The following is a 20,869-nucleotide window of genomic DNA, read 5'->3' on the forward strand; positions in this document are numbered from 1 at the left end:
AGATGGATGCGCGGGTCAAGCCCGCGCATGACGAGGAGTAACCCATGCCCATGATCGATGCCGATGGATGCCTGCTCAACGTCTCCGTCGAGGGCCGCGACGGCGGGCCGACGTTGATGCTCTCCAATTCGCTCGGCTGCACGCTGCAGATGTGGGAGCCGCAGATGAAGGCGCTGACGCAGGTGTTCCGCGTCATCCGTTACGACCGCCGCGGCCACGGCAAGTCGAACGTTCCGCCCGGTCCTTATACGATGGAGCGCTTCGGACGCGACGTGCTCGCGATCCTCGACGACCTCAACATCGAAAAGGTGCATTGGTGCGGCCTGTCGATGGGCGGCATGGTGGGACAATGGCTGGGCGCGAACGCGCCGGAGCGCTTCGGCAAGCTCATCCTCGCCAATACCTCCTGTTACTATGCCGAACCGACCAAATGGCTCGAGCGCATCGACGCCGTGAAGAAGGGCGGCATCGCGGCGGTCGCCGATGCCGTGATCGCGGGATGGCTGACGCAGGATTTCCGGGACCGCGAGCCCGACATCACCGCGAGGATGAAATCGATGCTGCTCGCCTCCCCCGTCGAAGGCTACCTCGCCTGCTGCGAGGCATTGTCGACGCTCGACCAGCGCGAGTTGCTTCCCAAAATCAAGAGTCCGACGCTGGTGATCGCCGGCCGTCACGACATGGCGACGCCGATCTCGGCGGGCGAGTTGATCCGCTCGAGGATTCCGGGCGCCAGCATGACCATCATCGACGCCGCGCATATTTCCAACGTCGAGCAGCCGCACGCCTTTACGGATGCGGTGGTTGGATTTTTGACGCAGCGCTAACCGCAGAACGCCGTCATTGCGAGCATAGTGAAGCCATCCAGAGATCTCTCCGCGGAGACATTCCGGATTGCTTCGTCGCTACGCCCCTCGCAATGACGGAGAGGAGGATGAATGGACGACCAGAAGCGCCGCGATGCCGGCATGAACGTACGCAGGAAGGTGTTGGGCAACGCCTGGGTCGACAAGTCGATCGCTAACCGCAATGCCTTCAATACCGATTTCCAGGACATGATCACCCGCTATGCCTGGGGCGAAATCTGGACCCGGCCGCATTTCGACGAGCGCACGCGGCGGGTGCTGGTGATCGGCACGATGGTCGCGCTCGGGCAATGGGACGAGTTTCGCCTGCATGTGCGTGCGGCGCTCGCAGAGGGGGGCTTCACCCCCGACGACATCAAGGAGATCCTGCTGCAGCAGGCGATCTATTGCGGCGTGCCCGCGGCAAACCACGCCGTCAAGGAAGCCTCAGCGATTGTGCAGGAGCTCGGCCTGCTCAAGTCCTAGCGACGCAGGGATCTCGGCAGGGGTCTCGACGGTCTGCGGCGCCGCCTCGGGCCGCTCGATCAGGATCACGATGGCAGCACCGAGCAGCAGCAGCAGTTCGGTGGCGTGCAGCCGCAGCGCGGCCATCTCGCCGACCTTCGACGCCATCACCATACTCGCAAACGAAATCAGGCTGCCGATCGCCAGGGCAATTCCGAGCGCCTCGTCGCTGCCGCCGGACTTGCGGATGCGGGGAATGCAGAGCAGCACGAGGTAGATCGCAAAGAACGCAACGACGGTCAGCCGGCCGAGCGCAAGCAGCCAGGCGGCACGTACCGTCTCCATGCCCGCCATCTGAAGATGGTCGCTGAGATATAGTGCAACGGCCACGCTCGGCCGCTCGTAGAGGCCGTGCACCGGCGCGATGATGATGTTGATGGCCACAAGTGTCCAGGCCGGAATGAAATAGGCCGCCAGCAGCGCGCCGTTGACCGAGCCGATCCGCCAATTCCTGAACATGCCGCTTCCCGCTTCTCGACCATGCGCCTTCGCTGGAAGGCTTTGCCGGGGAGCTAACTCGCATCAGACTGTGGCGGCAATTTAAACCCTTTGTTTACCTTAACTGCCCTCGCAGAGGTCGTCGTCCGGCTTCGGCTCTGCGAGCCGCGCCGGACGTGAACGACCAAAAGAAAAGACCCCGCCTTTCGGCGGGGCCTCGTGCTCCTGAGCTCCCAAACTCGCTACTTCTGGCCGTGCTGGCCGCCCTGCTGCTGGCCCGGGCGATCGCCCTGGCGCATCGGATCGTTCTGTTGCTGCTGTCCAGGTTTCTGACCACCGCCCTGCTGCTGCCCGGGCTGTTGATCGGGGCGCTGCTGGCCGGGATTCTGACTCTGCTGACCCGGGTTCTGGTTCTGCTGCTTCGTCATTCGGGGAACTCCCTTGTTGAACATCAGAGAAGAGATAACCACTGGGAGACGGATTGGTGCCCATGAAACCGGGTTCCTCGTAGTTCCGGAACCAGAGCCCCAAATGACCTCTGTACAAGACCTTCTGCCGTGGCGTGAGCTGTTGCAGCGGCCAGTTCCCTCCTGTTACAAATCCGGAAGAATGCTTAAGGGCTGCCGGGGCCCAAGAAACCACACTCCAACCCACTCTCCTAAGAGCTCCCTTTTGAGCCCGCGTCAGGTTTGGTACGGCAGCCCATGGATTACTTCGCCCAGCAGCTCATCAACGGTCTCGTTCTGGGCTCCATCTACGGCCTGATCGCCATCGGCTACACGATGGTCTACGGCATCGTCGGCATGATCAACTTCGCCCATGGCGACGTCTTCATGATCGGCGGCTTCATTGCCCTGATCACCTTTCTGCTGCTGATCTCGACCGGGCTGACCGCGATCCCGGTGATCCTGCTGATCGTGCTGCTGGTCTCGATGGCGATCACCGCGCTGTATGGCTGGACCATCGAGCGCATCGCCTACCGGCCGCTTCGCCACTCCTTCCGCCTCGCCCCGATGCTGTCGGCGATCGGCATGTCCTTCGTGCTGACCAACTATTCGCAGGTCGCGCAGGGCGCACGCGTCAAGCCGATCCCGCCCGTCATTACCGGCGGCTATACCCTGCACGAGAGCGCGGACGGCTTCGTCATCCAGCTCTCCAACATCCAGATCATCGTGGTCATCACCACCATCGTGCTGCTGGCGATCTTCACCTGGCTGGTATCGCGCACAAGGCTTGGCCGCGACATGCGCGCCTGCGAGCAGGACCAGACCATGGCGGCGCTGCTCGGCGTCGACGTCGACCGCACCATCTCGATGACCTTCGTGATCGGGGCGGCGCTAGCCGCGGTGGCGGGCCTGATGTACCTGCTCTATTACGGCCTCGTCGATTTCTTCATGGGCTTCGTCGCCGGCATCAAGGCGTTCACTGCTGCCGTGCTCGGCGGCATCGGCTCGCTGCCGGGTGCCATGCTCGGCGGCCTCGCGATCGGCCTGATCGAGACGTTCTGGTCGGCCTATTTCTCGGTCGAGTACAAGGACGTCGCCGCATTCTCGATCCTGATCGTGGTCCTGATCTTCATGCCGACCGGCCTGCTCGGCCGTCCCGAAGTCGAAAAAGTCTGACGGTCGCACGCGTGAAAGCTCCCTCGACCCACCCGATCAAACCTGCAACGAGCATCCCCGCTCTCCTGAAGACAGCCTTCGTCAACGCGCTGATCGCGCTGGTGCTGTTCTCGCTGATGATCGGCATCCGCACCGAAGCGGGCTCCTCGGGCCAGCTCACCTATTGGACCCGCTTCGGTGACCTCGCATCCATCGTTGCCGCCGTGTTCGGCGGCTCGATCGTGATCGAGCTGCTCAGGCAATGGATCGGTCCGACCGGCGCCGAGAAGCTGGTGCCGCCGGCGGTGCAGAGCGGCATATCGTTCATCGGCCGCTATCTCGCGCCGGCGCTCCTGATCTTTACGCTGCTGGTGCCGGTGATGTTCTATAACCAGCGCTACATCCTCGACCTCGCGATCCTGGTGCTCACCTATGTCATGCTGGGCTGGGGACTGAACGTCGTGGTCGGCCTCGCCGGCCTGCTCGATCTCGGCTACGTCGCCTTCTATGCGGTCGGCGCTTATTCCTACGGGCTGCTCGCCACCAATTTCGGCTGGTCGTTCTGGATCTGTCTGCCGCTGGCCGGCATTCTCGCCGCGTTCTGGGGCGTCCTGCTCGGCTTCCCCGTGCTGCGCCTGCGCGGCGACTATCTTGCCATCGTGACGCTCGCCTTCGGCGAGATCATCCGCCTCGTGATCATCAACTGGCAGGATCTCACCGGCGGGCCCAACGGCGTCTCAGGCATTCCCCGCCCCTCCTTCTTCGGCATCCCGCTCGACAACAGCGATGACGGGCTCGCCGCCCGGCTCGGCATCGAATATTCGCCGACGCACCGCATTGTCTTCCTGTTCTATCTGATCCTGGCCTTGGCGCTGCTCACCAACTGGGCGACGATCCGGCTGCGCCGCCTGCCGATCGGGCGAGCCTGGGAAGCCCTGCGCGAGGACGAGGTCGCCTGCCGCGCGCTCGGCATCAACACCACGACCACCAAGCTCACGGCGTTCGCGACCGGCGCGATGTTCGGCGGTTTTGCCGGCGCGTTCTTCGCCACCCGGCAGGGCTTCATCAGCCCGGAATCCTTCACCTTCCAGGAATCGGCACTGGTGCTCGCCATCGTCGTGCTCGGCGGCATGGGATCGCAGCTCGGCGTCGCGCTCGCCGCGCTGGCCATGATCGGCGGCTTCGAATTGTTCCGGAGCCTGGAGAGCTATCGCATGCTGGTGTTCGGCATGGCCATGGTCCTGATCATGATCTGGCGGCCGCGCGGCCTGATCGGCCATCGTGCGCCCACCGTGTATCTGACCAAGGCTCAGGCGATCTCCTCCGACCTCGTCAAGGAAGGGCACGGATGAGCGGCGACAAGATTCTCAACGTCGACCGGCTCGCCATGCGCTTCGGCGGCATCGTTGCCGTGCAGGACCTTTCGTTCGCCGCCGAGCGGAGGAAGATCACCGCGCTGATCGGGCCGAACGGCGCCGGCAAGACCACCGTCTTCAACTGCATCACCGGGTTCTACAAGCCGAGCGGCGGCGCCATTCGCCTCACCCATGACGGCGGGACGACAATCGCGCTGGAGCGGCTGAACGATTTCCGCATTGCCAAGCAGGCCAAGGTGGCCCGCACCTTCCAGAACATCCGGCTGTTTCCCGGCATGACCGCGCTGGAAAACCTGATGGTGGCGCAGCACAACGCCTTGATGCGCGCCTCCGGCTTCACCTTCCTCGGCCTGATCGGCGCCCCCGGCTATCGCGAGGCCGAAAAGCGTGCGATCGATCTCGCCACGGACTGGCTCAAGCGGGTCAATCTGCTCGACCGCGCCGACGACGCTGCCGGCAATTTCGCCTATGGCGACCAGCGCCGGCTCGAGATCGCGCGCGCGATGTGCACCGAGCCCGCGCTGCTGTGCCTGGACGAGCCTGCCGCCGGCCTCAATGCGCGCGAGAGCGCGGCCCTGAGCGAACTCCTGCTTTCGATCCGCGACGAGCTCGGCACCTCGATTCTCCTGATCGAGCACGACATGTCAGTGGTCATGGAGATCTCCGACCACATCGTGGTGATGGACCATGGCGTCAAGATCGCCGAAGGCACGCCGCGTGAGGTCCGCGACGATCCCAAGGTGATCGCCGCCTATCTCGGCGCCGATGAGGAAGAGGCGGCAGCCGTGATGGAGGGCGGCTCATGACCGCGGCACCGTCCCCCCTGCTCGCGATCCGAGGGTTGCGCGCCGCCTACGGCAAGATCGAGGCGCTGAAGGGCGTCGACGTCGAGATCAACTCCGGCGAGATCGTGGCGCTGATCGGCGCCAACGGCGCCGGCAAGTCGACGCTGATGATGACGATCTTCGGCAAGCCGCGCGCCCGTGCAGGCCAGATCCTGTATGAAGGCCGCGACATCACCGACGTGCCCACCCACGAGATCGCACATTTGCGCATCGCGCAATCGCCGGAGGGCCGCCGCGTCTTCCCGCGCATGAGCGTGGCGGAAAACCTCCAGATGGGGGCGGATGCCACCGAATGCACCGATGCCGAACGCGAGGCGACGCTGCAACGCGTCTTCGCGCTGTTTCCGCGGCTGAAGGAACGCTACGCCCAGCGGGGAGGAACCCTGTCCGGCGGCGAGCAGCAGATGCTGGCGATCGGCCGCGCCTTGATGAGCCGTCCCCGCCTGCTCCTGCTCGACGAGCCCTCGCTTGGCTTGGCGCCGCTGATCGCGCGCCAGATCTTCGATGCGATCCGGACACTGAACCGACAGGACGGCCTGACCGTCCTGATCGTCGAGCAGAACGCCAACCACGCCCTCAAGCTCGCTCATCGCGGCTATGTCATGGTCAATGGCCTGATCACGCTGGCCGGTACCGGCGCCGAGTTGTTGCAGCGCCCCGAGATTCGCGCCGCCTACCTGGAAGGCGGCCGGCACGGCTGACCGGACCGGCAAGCCCCACCTGCGTCCGGGCTCATGTGGCGAGATATCTCTCTCGATGCCCGTATTTTGCCGGTGACTTCTCGGTAAATTCATTCGACAATGGCGCCGGTTTGGACCGGGCACGCCCGGCAACTTCCACAGGCGACCACCCGCGAGGTATCTCATGAAATCACTGAAGCTCATCGGTCTGGCATTCGGCGCATCGCTCGCGCTGTCGGGCGCGGCATTCGCGCAGGATGTCACCGTCGCAGTCGCAGGCCCGATGACCGGCGGCGAGTCCGCCTTCGGCCGCCAGATGAAGAACGGCGCCGAAATGGCCGTGGCCGATATCAACGCCGCCGGCGGCGTCAACGGCAAGAAGCTCGCGCTGTCGGTCGAGGACGATGCCTGCGACCCGAAGCAGGCGCGCTCGATCGCCGAAAAGATCGCCGGCGCGAAGATTCCGTTCGTGGCCGGGCACTATTGCTCGTCGTCGTCGATCCCGGCTTCGGAAGCCTATGCCGACGGCAACGTGCTGCAGATCACGCCGGCCTCGACCAACCCGCTGTTCACCGAGCGCAAGCTCTGGAACGTGGCGCGCGTCTGCGGCCGTGACGACCAGCAGGGCCTGATCGCGGCGCAGTACATCGCCAAGAACTTCAAGGGCAAGAACATCGCGATCCTCAACGACAAGACCACCTATGGCAAGGGTCTGGCGGATGAGACCAAGAAGGCGCTCAACAAGGCCGGCGTCACCGAGAAGATGTATGAATCCTACAACAAGGGCGACAAGGACTTCAACGCGATCGTCTCGCGCCTGAAGCGCGACAACATCGACCTCGTCTATGTCGGCGGCTATCATCAGGAGAGTGGCCTGATCCTGCGCCAGATGCGCGACCAGGGTCTCAAGACGATCCTGATGGCCGGCGACGCGCTCGCCGACAAGGAGTACTCCTCCATCACCGGCCCGGCGGGCGAAGGCACGCTGTTCACCTTCGGCCCGGATCCGCGCAACAAGCCGACCGCCAAGAAGATCGTCGACGCCTTCAAGGCCAAGAACATCGATCCGGAAGGCTACACGCTCTACACCTACGCGGCGATGCAGGTGTGGTCGCAGGCGGCCAAGAAGGCCGGCACCACCGACGCCAAGAAGGTCATGGAAGCGATGAAGGCCGGCAAGTGGGACACCGTGATCGGCCCGATCGAGTACGACGCCAAGGGCGACATCAAGCAGCTCGACTACGTCGTCTACAAGTGGGACGCCAAGGGCGGCTACGCCGAGATCAAGGGCAACGGCACCTAAGCCCGCTTACGGCACCCAGCCGGTACGATCATCACCGCGCCCCGGCTTGTCCGGGGCGTTTCTTTTCGCGGCGGCTTTAGACAGCTGCGGGCAGCTCGCCGCCGGCCGCAGCCTGGGCTTTCCGAAGCGCCTGCAGCAGATCGTTCGGCCGAAACGGTTTCTGCAGGCAGACTACGCTGGCGAGGTGAGGCGACTGCTCCATGAAATCCAGCGCCGTCATTCCGGACACCGCAATGACGGGAAGCCCCGGCGCGCGCTCGCGCAAGGCCGCGATGACGTCGACACCGCTGATATCGCCGAGGAAGATATCAACGATCGCAGCGTCAAAGGAGCCTTCCGCGAAGGTTTTCAGCCCGGCCGCACCGCTGTCGGCCTCGGCCACCTCGTAGTGATTGACCCGAAGCACGATCGCAACCATCGCGCGCACGTCCTTCTGGTCGTCGATGATGAGAATACGAGGCATGAGAATAACCCTCACGGATCAAATCGTACGATTCAAACCTGGAACCCGCTGCAATGGGGAAGCATTATGACATCGCGCAGTAAAGCGCACCTTACCCAATCCCCATTCCGCGTTCCCACCAAAATTAAGTAAGCTGTAACCTTCGGTTGAGTCGCCGCTGCAACAGTTCACGACACGCGCCCGGGCCGGGCTACCGTGGGTTCGTGGATGTCGAGACTGCCAGTTCTTGGAGTTGCGGTGGATGCTCAAGACGGGTCTGCATGAGATGAACGCGCCTGCGATCGACCGAAGCACGTTTCTTTCAACGCTGCCGGCCACACCGGCCGACCGGACTGCGGCATTATGGATCGTCGGCATCTCCTCAATCCTGTTCGCAGCGGCAGTTCCGTTTGCAGGTATAAAGTTACCTCCGATTCCCGCCTTCGTCGCATGCTATCAATCAGCATTGGCGGTTGGCGACATCGTCACGGCCGTGCTGCTGCTGTCGCAGTTTTCGGTGTTGCGGACTCGCGCGCTGCTGTGGCTGTCGGGCGGCTTCCTGTTTACCGCCACGGCAGCGGTGCTCCATGCCCTCACCTTCCCCGGCCTGTTCGCACCGGACGGGCTGTTCGGCGCCGGCGCCCAGACCACAGTCTGGCTCTACATGATCTGGCACGGCGCCTTCCCGGTGTTCGTGCTGGGCTACGCCTGGCTCAAGGATGAGGATGGCGGCCCCAGAATCCGGGGCGCGACCACCAACGCGATCTACGCCATCGTGCTCGGCGTCATCGCGACCATGGGTGCGTTCGCCTGGATTGTCACTGCCCAGCATGATCTGTTGCCGGTGCTGCTCCGCGACGGCCGTTACACGCCGACCATGATCGGGGTCGTGTCCTTTGTGTGGTCGCTGAGCTTCGCCGCGCTCGTTTCGCTGTGGTTCCGGCGCCCGCATTCGGTCATCGACGTCTGGCTCATGGTCGTGATGTGCGCATGGTTGTTCGACATCGCGCTGTCCGCAATCGTCAACGTCGCGCGGTTCGATCTCGGTTTCTATGCCGGCCGAATCTACGGCCTCTGCGCGTCGAGCTTCGTGCTCGCGGTGCTGTTGATCGAGAACGTTCGCCTTCAGGCCCGGACGGTGGGTCTCGTCGGCCGACTGCGCGAGCAATCGGCGTCGGATCGCGACTTCTATGGCAAGCGTCTCGCCCTGTATGGCGCCGTCGTCGAATCGTCCAACGACGCCATCATCACCCAGTCGCTCAACGGCGTCATCACCGGCTGGAATCGCGCAGCCAAGCACCTGTTCGGCTACTCCGCCGCAGAGGCCGTCGGCAAGCCGATCGACATCATCGTGCCGGAGGACCGCAAGCCGGAAGTCAGGAGCATTCTCAATCGGATCAGCGCCAACGAGTCGATTGCCCAGCACGAGACGGTCCGTATCAGGAAGGATGGTCGTGCGCTCGACGTCGTCCTCAACGTCTCGCCGCTTCGGGCGGAGAGCGGCGAGATCATCGGCGCCTCGAAGATCGCCCACGACATCACCGAGGAGAAGCAATCCAGGGAAAAGCTTCGCCGCGAGATCGAGGAGCGCCAGCGCATCTTCGAGACCTCGCAGGACCTGATCCTGGTCACCGATGGCTTCGGCAATCTCATCCAGGTCAGCCCGAGCGTGAAGGATATTCTCGGATACAGCCCGGACGCGATGATCGGCCACAGCGCGACCGAGTTCATCCACCCCGACGACCTCGATAGAACCCGGGAGGAGATGCGCGCGGCGCGGCGCGGTGCGGTCAAGCGCAGCTTCGAGGCGCGCTATTATCATTACGACGGTCACGAGGTCGCGCTCAACTGGATGGGCACCTGGTCCGAGCCGGTGAAACGTCACTTCTTCATCGGCCGGGATCTCACGGAGAAGCAGGCCGCCGAAGCCCAGTTCCGGCAGGTTCAGAAAATGGATTCCATCGGTCAGTTGACCGGGGGCGTCGCTCACGACTTCAATAACGTGCTGACCGTCATCACCGGCACGATCGGCATCTTGTCGGATGCCGTCGCCGACAGGCCCGAGCTGGCTGCGATCACCAAGCTGATCGACGACGCCGCCGAGCGCGGCGCGCAGCTGACCAAACATCTGCTTGCCTTCGCCCGCAAGCAGCCGCTGCAGCCCCGTGAGATCGACGTCAATGCGCTGGCGCTCGAAGCCGCCAAGCTGTTGCACCCCACCTTAGGCGAGCAGATCACGATCATCCCGCAGCTCACCGAGGACGCCTGGCCTGCGCTGGTCGACCCAGGCCAGCTTTCGACAGCGATCCTCAATCTTGCGCTGAACGCGCGTGACGCCATGCCCGAGGGCGGCACCTTGGTGCTGGAGACCCGCAACGTCTTCCTCGACGACGGCTATGCCAGCATGAATGCCGACATGGTCGCCGGCAGTTACGTGATGATCGCTGTCAGCGACACCGGATCCGGAATCCCGCCGGAGCTGATCGACCGGGTTTTCGACCCCTTCTTCACCACCAAGGAAGTCGGCAAGGGCACCGGACTCGGGCTCAGCATGGTGTTCGGCTTCGTCAAGCAGTCCGGCGGCCACATCAAGATCTACAGTGAGGAAGGCCACGGCACGAGCGTCAAGATCTACCTGCCGCGCTCGAGCGGCGTGCAGGAGGCCGATATCGACGCTCTGCAGAACGCGCCCATCGCCGGCGGCGACGAGAAGATCCTGATCGTCGAGGACGATGCGCTGGTTCGGCAATATGTGGTGACCCAAGTCAAGAGCCTCGGCTACACCGCGCTCGAGGCTGCCAACGGCGCCGAGGCCCTGACCATCATCGACAGCGACAAGACCATCGACCTGCTGTTCACCGACATCATCATGCCGGGCAACATGAACGGTCGCCAGCTTGCCGATGAGGCCGCCCGCCGGCGCCCCGACCTCAAGACGCTATTCACCTCGGGCTACACCGAAAACGCGATCGTCCACCACGGCCGGCTCGATTCCGGCGTGCTGCTGCTGGCAAAGCCCTACCGCAAGTCCGAGCTTGCCAAGATGCTCAGGACCGCGCTCGCCAGTTGAGCCTGCGGCCTCCCTGAGGTATCGCAGATCGCGAACTGCACTCGACGATGGGGCTGCCTTGAAAAATCTGCTCACCGATATTGCCGGCGTGCGCGTCGGCCATGCCGAAGATGCGAAAGTGGCCTCGGGCACGACCGCGATCATCTTTGACCAGCCGGCAGTCGCGGCAATCGATGTCCGCGGCGGCGGACCCGGCACGCGCGAAGACGCACTGCTCGATCTCGCCAACACCGTCGAGCGCGTCGACGCGATCGCACTGTCAGGCGGTTCCGCGTTCGGCCTCGATACCGGCGGCGGCGTGCAGGCCTGGCTCGCCGAGCAGGGCCGCGGCCACCGGGTTCGGGAAGCATTGATCCCGATCGTGCCGGGCGCCATCCTGTTCGACCTGCTGAATGGCGGCGACAAGGCCTGGGGACGGTTCTCGCCCTATCGCGACCTCGGCTACGCCGCGGCAGCCGCCGCCGGCACCGACTTCGCGATCGGCAGCGTCGGCGCCGGCCTCGGTGCGACCACGGCGACGTTCAAGGGCGGGCTCGGCTCGGCCTCGGCAGTGACGCCTGATGGCGTCAAGGTCGCCGCGATCGTCGCCGTCAACGCGGTGGGAAACGTCACCATCGGCGACGGACCTTGGTTCTGGGCGGCGCCGTTCGAGGTCAACGGCGAGTACGGCGGACGCGGCCTGCCGAAGAAATTCACCGACGACATGCTGCGCATGCGCATCAAGGGTGGCCCTGCCGCGAACGCGCGCGAAAACACCACCATTGGCGCCGTCGTCACCGACGCGGTGCTGACCAAGCCCCAGGCCAAGCGGCTGGCAATGATCGCGCACACCGGATTTGCACGCGCAATCTATCCGGTACATGCACCACTCGATGGCGACGTACTGTTTGCCGCGGCCACCTGCAAGAAGCCGATCGAACCGCTGGTTGGCCTCACCGAGCTCGGCATGGTCGCCGCCAACGTGGTCGCGCGGGCGATCGCGATCGGCGTGTACAACGCGACGGCGCTGCCGTTCCCCGGCGCGCTGCCAGCGTGGAAGGACCGGTTCGGCTAGAAACGAAACGGCGGATACGGCGTTGTTCCGGCGGTCGAGGTGTATCGCAATGCCGTCTTCCGTGATCCGCTTCTTCCGCTATGCGCCGGACAGGCGCGAGCTGAAGGTGACTTTCGTCAGCGGACGCATCTATGCCTACGAGGGTGTTCCGGCCGAGGTCGCCGCCGCCTTCGGAGAAGCGCGTTCAAAAGGAACGTTCTTCAACCGCAACATCCGTGACCTGTATGTCTATCGTGACATCACGCACGAGTATGCCGACTGATCTCGGATGCCGCTCAAACGCTCATCGACATCGACGTACCGGCAGACGCCAAGGAACCCTGCCCCTTTCCGCCCTGCTGCTGCATCAACTGCGCGAACAGATCGTAGGCCGAAGTGCGGGGGCTGGAGGCGCCCTGGACTGTCGTCGACATCTTGAAGCCGTCGGCATAGGTGACGGTCGTCGTGGTCGAGCCGTCGGCAGCGGTCGTCGTTGTCGAGGTCGATCCGCCGCTGGGCTTCGACGAGGAGTCCGATCCATCGCCCGCGCTTCCGGCACCTTGCGCGTGATGCTGCCCGTGGCCGCTCTTCAGCGCCTTCGACATCTCATCCAGGCTCACGCTGCCGTCCGCATTCGAATCCAGCTTGGAGAATACGTCGTCGGCCTTTGCGAGGTTGGTCCCGCCGGCGCCGAGCGCGTCCTCGAATTCGGACTTGGTGATGCTGCCGTCGCCATCCGCATCGATTTGCGAGAACAGATCCTTGAGTGCTGCATCCCGGCTCTTCGACGCCGAAGAGGTCGAGTTCGAGGAGGTCGAATTCGTCGCGCCGCCGGTGGCGTTACTCGACGACTGGCTCTGTGCCGCGAACAGCGCGTTCATCGTTTCCGGCGAGATCTGCGGAGATTTGCCGGCGCTGACCAACGAGGTGGTGGTGATGCTGCTGTCGATTGCGAACGGATTTGTCGCGCCCTGCGAGGATCCCGCCTTCTGCGTCGGCGAGGACGACTTCGCGTTCGTCAGCGACTGGATCGCGTCGAGCGCGCTCGATACGGCACCAAGAGCGAACAACATTGCACAACTCCAACCGATGCGGCATGCCGCAGCCAATGTTCTGGCAGTGAAGTCAGCAAGCGGCATGCCAGCGCAAAAAGTTCAATGAAATCCGCGCCTCGTGCGCATCGCCGAGCCTCGAAACACCGGCAATTCGTGCCGGTGGCGGCAGAAATTTCCGCCCACAGGACGCACGCCTGTCGTGCATTGCCCGCCGGGGGAGCCCATGTTAGGCGAGGCTCAATCACCTTTCGGCCGCCATCGGAAACCGCGTCATGACCCAAGCCTTTGCCCCCCGCCCCCTGGCAATTGCGCCCTCGATCCTGGCCTCGGACTTCTCCAGGCTCGGCGAGGAGGTGCGCAGCGTCGACGCCGCCGGCGCGGACTGGATTCATCTGGATGTGATGGACGGTCACTTCGTTCCCAACATTTCCTACGGCCCCGACGTCATCAAGGCGATGCGCCCGCACACGAAGAAAGTGTTCGACGCGCACCTGATGATTTCGCCCTGCGACCCCTATCTCGAGGCCTTTGCTAAAGCCGGCTGCGACCACATCACCGTGCATGCGGAGGCCGGTCCGCATCTACACCGCTCGCTCCAGGCGATCCGCGCGCTCGGCAAGAAGGCCGGCGTGTCGCTCAATCCCGGCACGCCGATCAGCACGCTCGAATATGTCCTCGATCTCGTCGACCTCGTGCTGGTGATGTCGGTCAATCCCGGTTTCGGCGGCCAGGCTTTCATCCCCTCCGCGATCGGCAAGATCCGCGACATCCGCGCGATGACGGCGGGACGCCCGATCGACATCGAGGTTGATGGCGGGGTCGGCCCCGACGTTGCGGGCGCGCTCGCGGCGGCGGGCGCCAACGCCTTTGTTGCCGGTACATCCGTGTTCCGGGGCGGCACGCAGGAAGCCTACAAGACCAACATTGCCGCGATCCGCAACGCTGCGTTGGGGGCGCGCGGCGAAGCGATCTGATCTGGATCGAGCGCGCACGCGAACGAGCGGATTTTCCAGCGGCTTTTACGGGTGTTGCAACGCGCAATGCCTAAAATTTGCAACCTTCATCCGTACTCGTCCGGACTTCACTGATTCGCGCAAATCACCGCTAGTGATTCCTGCCTGCTTTTGACGGGAGGACATCATGACGACGACGCTGATTTGGACTGGCGTGGCATTGTGGCTCGGGTTCAACGCGGCAATTGCAGTTCGCAGCTGCTACGTGGCGCAGCCGGCGAAGGTCGCGGATTCAGCCCGCATCATTCACCTTCATCGTCGGCAGGGTTGAGCGTCATGCAAATCGCCCTCGTGAAGCGCCAGCCGAAGCGCAGATGCCGAATCCCGCGCCGCCCGCATCCGAGCCTCGATTTCTTCTTCGGCCGCTTCGAGCGCACCGATCACCAGCTCGACGACGATGCGGGGCTCGACACGACGGACCTCGATCATTGTTTTCCCTCGCAACGCCGACACTGAGACTTCCTTTCCGGACACCCCATGAAGCCGCACTGCCCGAACTGCCTGAAAGAAATGACCAAGGCATCCGCCTCGCGTAACCTGTTCAATTGCGAGCCCTGCCGCGAGATCATCCAGTATTTTGGCGGCAGCGCAGATCACGGCGAGCCCGGCCCGCAATTCTCGTGGCCGATTCGCCGCAAGCGCGTCGCCCACACCGCCCACGCGGCCTGATCGAGCCTCAAGTCGGCAGGTGCCTAACGCGGCGCTTCGCCGGCATCGGGCTCGCCGGCTTCCCCCGCCATTCGCGGCGGCCGCACCACGGTGACGGTGCAGGACGCTTCCGCGGCCACCTTGGCCGAAACGCTGCCGAGCAGCGTGCGCCTGAACGAACCCTGCCGCGCCCCGATGATGACGTGGTCGACGTGGTTGACCTCGGCGAATTCCAGGATCGCCGCGGCGGGATCGACCGCCTCCAGCACATGAGCCGACAGCCGGCTCTCGTCCAGCTTCAGCGGCGTGGCCCAATGCCGGAGCGCCACCAGCCGGTCGATATGCTTGTTGGAGCCCTGCTCGTCCAGCGTCCGGTCAATCGCGATGCGGTTGAGCTTCAGCACGTTGAGGCAGGCAAGCCGCGCGGACGGCAAGGTAGCGAGGATGCGCTCGGTGGTGACGCGCAACGCCTCGTTCAGCTCGGGTGCGCCTTCCGTCGTATCAAGCGCGACGGCGAGGATCGGGCTCGATGCGATCTGGGCAGCAACATCCGATTTCGCGCGTGGCGCCATGACACCTTGGTTGAAGCGGCGCCGCCAGGCGATGCTGAGGGGGTCGCGCTTCATCCGTTCCGAGCGCGTCGTGAGCCTGATCTGATCCGGATGGGTGAGATCGAAAGCGAGCTGGGACGCCGTCGGATAGCGCCGCACCGGCTCGATCTCGAGGCACCGCAATACCACTTCCTGGAGCCATGGCGGATAGTCCGCGCGCAAGCTTCGCGGCGGATGCGGATCGCGCCACAGCCGGCGCCGCATCGCACGCAACGTCTCGCCCTCGCCGAACGGCCGCTCGCCGGTGGTGAAGAAATAGAGCAGCACGCCGAGCGAAAACAGGTCGCTGCGCGGATCGTCGCGAACACCTGACAACCGCTCGGGTGCCATGTAGGGCGCGGTGCCGTAAGGCAGGCGGAATTCCTCCTGCAGGAGATCCGGCAGGTGGTTGTGATGCGACAGGCCGTAGTCGATCAGCACGGCCTCGCCGCTCTCGCGGAACATGATGCTGCTGGGCTTGATGTCGTGATGGATCACGTTCTGGCGGTGCAGATCAGCGAGCGCGGTTGCGATCCTGGCGACGAGCTGCCGCGCTTCGTCGTACGGCAGCGGCAAGTCGGGCAGCCGCTTGTAGAGCGTTGTGCCGCCGATGCGCTCGATCACGACATAGGCCTGATGCGCGAAATCGCCCGTGCCGAAGCAGGCCGGGACGTGCGGACCCGCCAGCCGCGGCAGGATCATCATCTCCATCTCGAAGGAGACGATCGCGGCGGGGTCCTCGCCCTCAGACACCCGCGGGATTTTCATCAGCAGGGGCACGTCGATGCCGGGATGGGTGACCGTCCACAGCGTCGCCATGCCGCCGGCATGAACGCATTCCCCGATGGTGTAACCATCGATCACCGCACCGGATTTGACCAGGGGCTTCGGCATCGACCTCTAACGCCCCTGCGAGAGCCGATCGGCGAGCCAGTGCGGCAGGCCGTTGTCGCGAATCCTGTCCGCCGCGGTGCCGATGTCGTAGGGCGCGCGGCAGTAGGTGATCTGGCACGATTCGGTGTCGAACAATACGAAGGCCGCCGACGGATCGCCGTCGCGGGGCTGGCCGACCGATCCGAGCACCGCGAGCCATTGCCGGCCGCGCAGAAGCTGCACCGGAACGTCGGTCTTGGGCACGAAGCTCGTCATCTTCGCTGTCACCGACATCGAATAGAGCGCGGGACGATGGACATGGCCGCAGAACGTGACATGGGCGGGCGTCGCAATCAGGCTCTTGGCGGCGTCCGCCGTAGAGCGGATATAGTGCCAGCGTTGCGGGCTGGAAGCTTCCGAATGCACGAAGAGACGGTCACTATCCTCCACCAGCATCGGCAGTTCGGTCAGGAACCGCCGCTGCGCGGTATCAAGCCGGCCGCGGGTCCATTCGATTGCAATCTGCGCCTCGGCGTTCATGGTCTCCGTCGGGGAATTGACGGCCTGGTCATGATTGCCGCGGACGGCGATCGCCCCCTGGGCAACGAGCTCCTTCGCAGTATCCACCACCCATTCCGGATCGGCGCCATAGCCGACGAAATCGCCAAGCAGGACAAAGCGCTCCGCGCCCCTGGCACGGGCGACCTTGAGACAGGCCTCAAAGGCCTGCCTGTTGCCGTGGATATCCGAGAAGACAGCTAGCAGCACGCACCCTCCACCCTCCAATTCTTATTGAAGGCCGGTAAGGCCAAATTGAGGGAAGTCAAAACCATGCGCCAGAGGCGCGCCGTTTACCAGCGCAGCCTTTCGGGGATGATCCTGCCGATGCTGACGAGCCTATTGCTCGTCCTTTGGCGGCATTCGGGGCGGCGGCAGCGGCGTAAAGCTCACGCCTTGCGCGCCGGCTGGCGGCGCGATGAATTCGCCAGTCGAGGAATCACCGCCGGTCGTTTCCATGATCGTCTTGGGCGTCACATATTCCCGGACCATGTCGATGAGGCTGCCATCGCCGCCGCCGAAATCCGCGGCGCGGCCACCTTGAGGATGGCCCAGAGCGATCTCGTTCTCTGCGGCATGGGTCTTGTCGGCAAGGGCATCGTTATAGGGCACGCGGAACGCACGTGGGATACCGCTCGGGCGATTGTCCTCGTCCAGTTGCTCGACCCACAGGTAGATCGAGCCGGGATCGCCCCGAAGCGAATGCGGCTCGACGATGCGAGCCTTCAGCAGCTTGAAAGTCGCCGGCAGCCGGTCGGAGCTGGCCCAGCCGAGCAGCCCGCGCATTTCGCTGAAGCTGACGACGTAGAAGGCGCTGGTCACGACCACCGCGATCGCCTTCCACGACCAGTGCAGGCGCGCGTAGACCAGCACGACCAGCAGCAGCGCGCCGATCACGGCGTAGGCGAGCGACAGCGTGAGGATGACCGTTTGCAAATTACTCACGGATCGTCCTCACTGCGGGCATCCTGACCCCGGTGTTGGGATCGACACCGGCGCCGTTGGCTCTCACGTTGCGGAAGGTCTCCAGCAGCGATTTCGGCCGCTGGCTCACGTCGATGACCTTGCCCTCGGCATCGAGCCGGAACCGCACCGCTGTCTTTTCGTCGCCGGTGTGGTCGAGCGTGAACTTGTTGTCGAAGACCACCTGCGCCGTCGGATTGAGCTTCTGCACCTTCACATTGGCCGTGACGGGTTCGCCGGTCGTGGCGACGAAATGCGAGACGTTCACCGTGTATTCGCCTGGGACGATGCCGCGCACCGTGACGATCTCCTCACGGATCGGCGAGGCAATCTTCTTGCCGGCGACCATGATGAAGTCGTTGGCCCCGCCACGGTCGTCACGATCGAGGGTCAGGAAGCCGGCCTCGCGATGGCGATACCAGGCGATGTTGCCGGCGGGATCCTGCACGAACAGGTCGAGATCGTCGGGATGGCTATCCGGCCAGTCCAGTGTGATCATGAACTCCGCCTTGGAGTCGATCTTGCCCTCCTTGGCATCCGGGGAGACCGCGAGCAGCGCGAGGAAAAACAGGAACGCGATCACCTGGAGCGCCTTGAACAGCATCACGCCCAGCGGATCGAACGGCTCCTCGCGCGGATAGAGACCGAAATCATCCATCATGGCGGCGTTCCGGAGCCCTTGTCTGAGCTCTTGTCCGAACCCTTGCGCTCCAGCACCGGCGTTACATAGGTTTCGGTCAGTACGACCGCATCCGAGAACACCCGCTGGGTCGCGGCGTCCAGCATGTAGTACTGAATGCGGACCAGGATCGAGCCGACGAGGCCGGCGAGCGTCGTGTACATCGCAACCGCCATGCCGTCGCTCATCAGCCCCATCGAAGAGCGCATCGCCACCTTGTCGGCAGCATCCAGCCCCGCGATAGGCGCCAGCATGATGATGAAGCCGACGATGGTGCCGAGCAGGCCGAGCTTCATCAGCGTATCCGAGACGAACGCCCCGAACCCATTGGAGCCGCGCAGCCGGTCCGCAAGCGTCCGCAGCAGCAGCGTCTGGTCCACCGGGCGAAAGTCCTGCGCGGCCGCTTTCGTGACCAGGCTCTGGATGTGGTCGCGCACCAGTCCGCGCGGCAGCACCGCCGCGTTCGCATCGAGCACCTTGCCGCCATCGGGCGCCGCGAGCGCCTCACGGCAGCGCCGCGCTGCTGCGCCTTCACGCGCGATCGCGCGCGTGCGCAGAAAGCAGTGGCCGCAAGTCAGGACATAGAGCACCGCGATGACGCTGGAAATGTAGGTGCGGTCCGAGGTCAGCATCAGGTGGATCAGGCCGAACCGCCACAACAGCACGGCGGCGAAGATCGAGAGCCCCGTGAAGATCATCCAGAACAGGAGCGCGCTGCGCTCTGACGGGTCGGTCGTCGCAGACGCGATCGGTCCAATCGTGATCGAACTCATGCTGCACTGCTCCTGGCCAGTCACGTTTCCCACTCGATTAGATCAAAACCGCCCCATCAGGTCCAAAGACCCATGCCCAATCCGGCTTGGGAAATTTGCCCGAGCTGCAATCTGGCCCTACCCCGCAATTGGCAAGGCGCGGCGGCGTTGTTAGGCTGACCTTATCAAACGTCGAGGGTGATCGCATGCGCCTCGTGCTTCAGCTTGTCGCCCGTCTCCTGCTTATCGTGGCGCTGTGCCTCGGCGCGGCAACCATATGGGCCACTTTCGACGCCTATCGCAGCGTCGACCGCTCGACTGCGGCCTCCGCGCAGCGGGTCGCGCAGGCGCTTCAGGCCTTGTACTGGCATGAGTTCTTGTTGCGCAGCAGCAGAACGCGCGAGCAGCTTTTGCCGGTTCCAGAATGGCGCACACTGGAGACGATGAAGTTGATCTCGCCCGGCGTCTGCGTCGAGTTCCAGCCGGCCATCGCATTTGAAAAGCCGCTCTGCGGCCAGAGCGAGGGGCTGGGCAAAACCCCGCCACGCTGGTTTGCATCGATCGTGCCGAGCTTCCTCGGCAACCATGCTGAAGTCATACGGCCCGTCAGTCCCCGCGCCGCCTCGGCCGGAACGGTGGTCGCGACACCGGATGCCGCGGCCGCCATCTCGCTCGCCTGGGAGTACATCCTCAACGTGATCGACGTCGCGCTGTTGATGGCGGCCGCGATCGCGCTGCTGGCTTCGCTGGCGATCGCCCATGCGCTGGCCCCGGCACGCACGATCGTGACCGCCCTGCAGCGCATGGCGCGCGGGCAGTATCGCACCAAGCTGCCACGCTTCCGTTCGATGGAACTGGCCATGATCGGCAGCGCCGTCGACGAGCTCGGCGGCCGGCTGGAGGAAGCCACCGAGCAGCGCGCTGCGCTGACGCGGCGGCTCATCGAAATCCGCGACGACGAGCGCCGCGCCCTTGCCCGCGAGCTGCACGACGAATTCGGGCAGAATCTCTCGGCGATCCTCGCCTTTGCCAATACGATCGAGACGGCGAGCACGAAGGGAAAAGCCGACAACGGCATCGCACAGGATGCGCGCATGATCTCGCAAGCCACCCATCATCTGATGGCCTCGCTGCGCGATGCGCTGAAGCGCCTGCGAAATCCCCTGCCTGATGAGCTCGGGCTCGAGGCAAGCCTCGTCAATCTCGTCGACAGTTGGCGCTCGCAGAGCACGGCACGGCCGACGATCCAGCTCGATCTCCGGGGCGACCTCACCGACATCAGCGGTCCGGCCGCCACCACAGCCTATCGCGTGGCGCAGGAATGCCTGACCAACGCGCTGCGTCACGGGGCGGCGCGAGAGATCTCCTTGCGCATCGAACGCCAGGCCGGCGAGGACGACGCGCTGCTGATCCGGGTCGAGGACGACGGCGGCGGCGATGCTGAGCGCGTCGCGCAATCGGCCGGCTTCGGCCTGACCGGCATTCGCGAGCGCATCACGGCGGCCGGCGGATCGCTCTCGATCCTGCCTGCGCGCGGCGGCCTCAGCGTTGCCGCCACCATCCCGCTCGCCGCGTGAGGC

At 64.4% G+C, this 20,869-nt stretch carries 24 protein-coding genes; 14 read left to right on the forward strand and 10 right to left on the reverse strand.

The features are described from left to right. Nucleotides 1–44 precede the first annotated feature (44 nt). Both pcaD and JQ580_RS21635 read left to right on the forward strand, forming a co-directional pair. Entirely contained in the window at nucleotides 45–827 is a 783-nt protein-coding gene (gene pcaD / locus JQ580_RS21630; RefSeq protein ID WP_094972207.1) for a 3-oxoadipate enol-lactonase, read from the forward strand. 111 nt (nucleotides 828–938) lie between these two features. Then, on the forward strand, nucleotides 939–1,331 hold the full coding sequence (locus JQ580_RS21635; RefSeq protein WP_014494190.1) for a carboxymuconolactone decarboxylase family protein: 393 nt from the start codon (nucleotides 939–941) through the stop codon (nucleotides 1,329–1,331). Here JQ580_RS21635 and JQ580_RS21640 read toward each other — a convergent pair. Both JQ580_RS21640 and JQ580_RS21645 read right to left on the reverse strand, forming a co-directional pair. Next, nucleotides 1,293–1,829, reverse strand: coding sequence for a hypothetical protein (locus tag JQ580_RS21640; protein ID WP_212282240.1), 537 nt, complete (start codon nucleotides 1,827–1,829; stop codon nucleotides 1,293–1,295). The two genes, JQ580_RS21635 and JQ580_RS21640, sit on opposite strands and share 39 nt — an antisense overlap. Nucleotides 1,830–2,050: 221 nt before the next feature. Further along, nucleotides 2,051–2,236 carry a hypothetical protein gene (locus JQ580_RS21645; protein WP_212282241.1) on the reverse strand — a complete coding sequence of 62 codons (186 nt, stop codon included), beginning with the start codon at nucleotides 2,234–2,236 and terminating at the stop codon, nucleotides 2,051–2,053. Nucleotides 2,237–2,512: 276 nt separating this feature from the next. Between JQ580_RS21645 and JQ580_RS21650 the strand changes: the two genes are divergently transcribed. The 5 genes from JQ580_RS21650 (at nucleotide 2,513) to JQ580_RS21670 (ending at nucleotide 7,613) form a co-directional block, all read left to right on the forward strand. Beyond that, nucleotides 2,513–3,430 (forward strand): ABC transporter permease subunit, encoded by a 918-nt coding sequence (locus tag JQ580_RS21650; RefSeq protein ID WP_015685118.1) that lies wholly within the window; start codon nucleotides 2,513–2,515, stop codon nucleotides 3,428–3,430. Between the two features lie 11 nt (nucleotides 3,431–3,441). Further along, the gene (gene livM, locus JQ580_RS21655) at nucleotides 3,442–4,761 is read left to right on the forward strand and encodes a high-affinity branched-chain amino acid ABC transporter permease LivM (protein ID WP_212282242.1); all 1,320 of its coding nucleotides are present in this window, start codon (nucleotides 3,442–3,444) and stop codon (nucleotides 4,759–4,761) included. After that, a complete protein-coding gene (locus JQ580_RS21660; RefSeq protein ID WP_212282243.1) occupies nucleotides 4,758–5,591 on the forward strand; it encodes an ABC transporter ATP-binding protein in 834 nt (277 codons plus the stop codon). Before livM ends, JQ580_RS21660 begins: the two co-directional genes overlap by 4 nt. Beyond that, on the forward strand, nucleotides 5,588–6,331 hold the full coding sequence (locus JQ580_RS21665; protein ID WP_212282244.1) for an ABC transporter ATP-binding protein: 744 nt from the start codon (nucleotides 5,588–5,590) through the stop codon (nucleotides 6,329–6,331). The genes JQ580_RS21660 and JQ580_RS21665 overlap by 4 nt, the downstream gene beginning before the upstream one ends. A gap of 163 nt (nucleotides 6,332–6,494) precedes the next feature. Continuing rightward, complete coding sequence (locus tag JQ580_RS21670) at nucleotides 6,495–7,613, forward strand: branched-chain amino acid ABC transporter substrate-binding protein (RefSeq protein ID WP_106951892.1); 1,119 nt, start codon at nucleotides 6,495–6,497, stop codon at nucleotides 7,611–7,613. A gap of 76 nt (nucleotides 7,614–7,689) precedes the next feature. Here JQ580_RS21670 and JQ580_RS21675 read toward each other — a convergent pair whose 3' ends face one another. Then, complete coding sequence (locus tag JQ580_RS21675) at nucleotides 7,690–8,076, reverse strand: response regulator (RefSeq protein WP_212282245.1); 387 nt, start codon at nucleotides 8,074–8,076, stop codon at nucleotides 7,690–7,692. A 241-nt stretch (nucleotides 8,077–8,317) separates the two neighbouring features. Here JQ580_RS21675 and JQ580_RS21680 point away from each other — a divergent pair, with 241 nt between their 5' ends. From JQ580_RS21680 to JQ580_RS21690, 3 genes are read left to right on the forward strand one after another with little or no spacing between them, the layout of a single operon-like run. Beyond that, nucleotides 8,318–11,125, forward strand: a complete 2,808-nt coding sequence (locus JQ580_RS21680) for a PAS domain S-box protein (protein ID WP_212282246.1) — start codon at nucleotides 8,318–8,320, stop codon at nucleotides 11,123–11,125. Between the two features lie 58 nt (nucleotides 11,126–11,183). Next, nucleotides 11,184–12,179: a P1 family peptidase gene (locus JQ580_RS21685; protein WP_212282247.1), complete on the forward strand. Its 996-nt coding sequence runs from the start codon at nucleotides 11,184–11,186 to the stop codon at nucleotides 12,177–12,179. A gap of 49 nt (nucleotides 12,180–12,228) precedes the next feature. Beyond that, complete coding sequence (locus tag JQ580_RS21690) at nucleotides 12,229–12,441, forward strand: KTSC domain-containing protein (RefSeq protein WP_212282248.1); 213 nt, start codon at nucleotides 12,229–12,231, stop codon at nucleotides 12,439–12,441. Between the two features lie 13 nt (nucleotides 12,442–12,454). Here the strand turns inward: JQ580_RS21690 and JQ580_RS21695 are convergent, their stop codons facing one another. Further along, on the reverse strand, nucleotides 12,455–13,231 hold the full coding sequence (locus JQ580_RS21695) for an EF-hand domain-containing protein (RefSeq protein ID WP_212282249.1): 777 nt from the start codon (nucleotides 13,229–13,231) through the stop codon (nucleotides 12,455–12,457). Between the two features lie 254 nt (nucleotides 13,232–13,485). On the opposite strand from JQ580_RS21695, the gene rpe reads away from it, so the two are divergent. Continuing rightward, on the forward strand, nucleotides 13,486–14,187 hold the full coding sequence (gene rpe, locus JQ580_RS21700) for a ribulose-phosphate 3-epimerase (protein WP_166475522.1): 702 nt from the start codon (nucleotides 13,486–13,488) through the stop codon (nucleotides 14,185–14,187). A gap of 166 nt (nucleotides 14,188–14,353) precedes the next feature. Then, nucleotides 14,354–14,497: a hypothetical protein gene (locus JQ580_RS21705; RefSeq protein ID WP_212282250.1), complete on the forward strand. Its 144-nt coding sequence runs from the start codon at nucleotides 14,354–14,356 to the stop codon at nucleotides 14,495–14,497. On the opposite strand, the gene JQ580_RS21710 is transcribed toward JQ580_RS21705, so the two are convergent. Beyond that, nucleotides 14,479–14,655, reverse strand: coding sequence for a hypothetical protein (locus JQ580_RS21710; protein WP_212282251.1), 177 nt, complete (start codon nucleotides 14,653–14,655; stop codon nucleotides 14,479–14,481). The two genes, JQ580_RS21705 and JQ580_RS21710, sit on opposite strands and share 19 nt — an antisense overlap. 81 nt (nucleotides 14,656–14,736) lie before the next feature. On the opposite strand from JQ580_RS21710, the gene JQ580_RS21715 reads away from it, so the two are divergent. Next, on the forward strand, nucleotides 14,737–14,895 hold the full coding sequence (locus JQ580_RS21715) for a hypothetical protein (protein WP_245324506.1): 159 nt from the start codon (nucleotides 14,737–14,739) through the stop codon (nucleotides 14,893–14,895). Between the two features lie 23 nt (nucleotides 14,896–14,918). On the opposite strand, the gene JQ580_RS21720 is transcribed toward JQ580_RS21715, so the two are convergent. From JQ580_RS21720 to JQ580_RS21740, 5 genes are all read right to left on the reverse strand, one after another. Then, nucleotides 14,919–16,358 (reverse strand): serine/threonine protein kinase, encoded by a 1,440-nt coding sequence (locus JQ580_RS21720; RefSeq protein WP_212282252.1) that lies wholly within the window; start codon nucleotides 16,356–16,358, stop codon nucleotides 14,919–14,921. 6 nt (nucleotides 16,359–16,364) lie between these two features. Further along, nucleotides 16,365–17,105, reverse strand: coding sequence for a metallophosphoesterase family protein (locus JQ580_RS21725; RefSeq protein WP_212282253.1), 741 nt, complete (start codon nucleotides 17,103–17,105; stop codon nucleotides 16,365–16,367). Between the two features lie 129 nt (nucleotides 17,106–17,234). After that, nucleotides 17,235–17,840, reverse strand: a complete 606-nt coding sequence (locus JQ580_RS21730) for a hypothetical protein (protein ID WP_212282254.1) — start codon at nucleotides 17,838–17,840, stop codon at nucleotides 17,235–17,237. Then, nucleotides 17,833–18,519: a hypothetical protein gene (locus tag JQ580_RS21735; RefSeq protein WP_212282255.1), complete on the reverse strand. Its 687-nt coding sequence runs from the start codon at nucleotides 18,517–18,519 to the stop codon at nucleotides 17,833–17,835. The genes JQ580_RS21730 and JQ580_RS21735 overlap by 8 nt, the downstream gene beginning before the upstream one ends. Beyond that, nucleotides 18,516–19,310 (reverse strand): MotA/TolQ/ExbB proton channel family protein, encoded by a 795-nt coding sequence (locus JQ580_RS21740; protein WP_212282256.1) that lies wholly within the window; start codon nucleotides 19,308–19,310, stop codon nucleotides 18,516–18,518. The genes JQ580_RS21735 and JQ580_RS21740 overlap by 4 nt, the downstream gene beginning before the upstream one ends. 185 nt (nucleotides 19,311–19,495) lie before the next feature. Between JQ580_RS21740 and JQ580_RS21745 the strand changes: the two genes are divergently transcribed. Next, the gene (locus JQ580_RS21745) at nucleotides 19,496–20,866 is read left to right on the forward strand and encodes a sensor histidine kinase (protein ID WP_212282257.1); all 1,371 of its coding nucleotides are present in this window, start codon (nucleotides 19,496–19,498) and stop codon (nucleotides 20,864–20,866) included. The last annotated feature ends 3 nt before the right edge of the window (nucleotides 20,867–20,869 follow it).

The organism is Bradyrhizobium sp. SZCCT0148 (assembly GCF_018129985.1).
Taxonomy (GTDB): domain Bacteria; phylum Pseudomonadota; class Alphaproteobacteria; order Rhizobiales; family Xanthobacteraceae; genus Bradyrhizobium; species Bradyrhizobium japonicum_H.

What these genes read in the sequence shown, in the direction of transcription:
- pcaD (WP_094972207.1), top strand. Translation starts at nt 45, where the DNA reads ATGCCCATGATCGATGCCGATGGATGCCTGCTCAACGTCTCCGTCGAG.
- JQ580_RS21635 (WP_014494190.1), top strand. Translation starts at nt 939, where the DNA reads ATGGACGACCAGAAGCGCCGCGATGCCGGCATGAACGTACGCAGGAAG.
- JQ580_RS21640 (WP_212282240.1), bottom strand. Translation starts at nt 1,829, where the DNA reads ATGTTCAGGAATTGGCGGATCGGCTCGGTCAACGGCGCGCTGCTGGCG.
- JQ580_RS21645 (WP_212282241.1), bottom strand. Translation starts at nt 2,236, where the DNA reads ATGACGAAGCAGCAGAACCAGAACCCGGGTCAGCAGAGTCAGAATCCC.
- JQ580_RS21650 (WP_015685118.1), top strand. Translation starts at nt 2,513, where the DNA reads ATGGATTACTTCGCCCAGCAGCTCATCAACGGTCTCGTTCTGGGCTCC.
- JQ580_RS21660 (WP_212282243.1), top strand. Translation starts at nt 4,758, where the DNA reads ATGAGCGGCGACAAGATTCTCAACGTCGACCGGCTCGCCATGCGCTTC.
- JQ580_RS21665 (WP_212282244.1), top strand. Translation starts at nt 5,588, where the DNA reads ATGACCGCGGCACCGTCCCCCCTGCTCGCGATCCGAGGGTTGCGCGCC.
- JQ580_RS21670 (WP_106951892.1), top strand. Translation starts at nt 6,495, where the DNA reads ATGAAATCACTGAAGCTCATCGGTCTGGCATTCGGCGCATCGCTCGCG.
- JQ580_RS21675 (WP_212282245.1), bottom strand. Translation starts at nt 8,076, where the DNA reads ATGCCTCGTATTCTCATCATCGACGACCAGAAGGACGTGCGCGCGATG.
- JQ580_RS21680 (WP_212282246.1), top strand. Translation starts at nt 8,318, where the DNA reads ATGCTCAAGACGGGTCTGCATGAGATGAACGCGCCTGCGATCGACCGA.
- JQ580_RS21690 (WP_212282248.1), top strand. Translation starts at nt 12,229, where the DNA reads ATGCCGTCTTCCGTGATCCGCTTCTTCCGCTATGCGCCGGACAGGCGC.
- JQ580_RS21695 (WP_212282249.1), bottom strand. Translation starts at nt 13,231, where the DNA reads ATGTTGTTCGCTCTTGGTGCCGTATCGAGCGCGCTCGACGCGATCCAG.
- rpe (WP_166475522.1), top strand. Translation starts at nt 13,486, where the DNA reads ATGACCCAAGCCTTTGCCCCCCGCCCCCTGGCAATTGCGCCCTCGATC.
- JQ580_RS21705 (WP_212282250.1), top strand. Translation starts at nt 14,354, where the DNA reads ATGACGACGACGCTGATTTGGACTGGCGTGGCATTGTGGCTCGGGTTC.
- JQ580_RS21710 (WP_212282251.1), bottom strand. Translation starts at nt 14,655, where the DNA reads ATGATCGAGGTCCGTCGTGTCGAGCCCCGCATCGTCGTCGAGCTGGTG.
- JQ580_RS21715 (WP_245324506.1), top strand. Translation starts at nt 14,737, where the DNA reads ATGACCAAGGCATCCGCCTCGCGTAACCTGTTCAATTGCGAGCCCTGC.
- JQ580_RS21720 (WP_212282252.1), bottom strand. Translation starts at nt 16,358, where the DNA reads ATGCCGAAGCCCCTGGTCAAATCCGGTGCGGTGATCGATGGTTACACC.
- JQ580_RS21735 (WP_212282255.1), bottom strand. Translation starts at nt 18,519, where the DNA reads ATGATGGATGATTTCGGTCTCTATCCGCGCGAGGAGCCGTTCGATCCG.
- JQ580_RS21740 (WP_212282256.1), bottom strand. Translation starts at nt 19,310, where the DNA reads ATGAGTTCGATCACGATTGGACCGATCGCGTCTGCGACGACCGACCCG.
- JQ580_RS21745 (WP_212282257.1), top strand. Translation starts at nt 19,496, where the DNA reads ATGCGCCTCGTGCTTCAGCTTGTCGCCCGTCTCCTGCTTATCGTGGCG.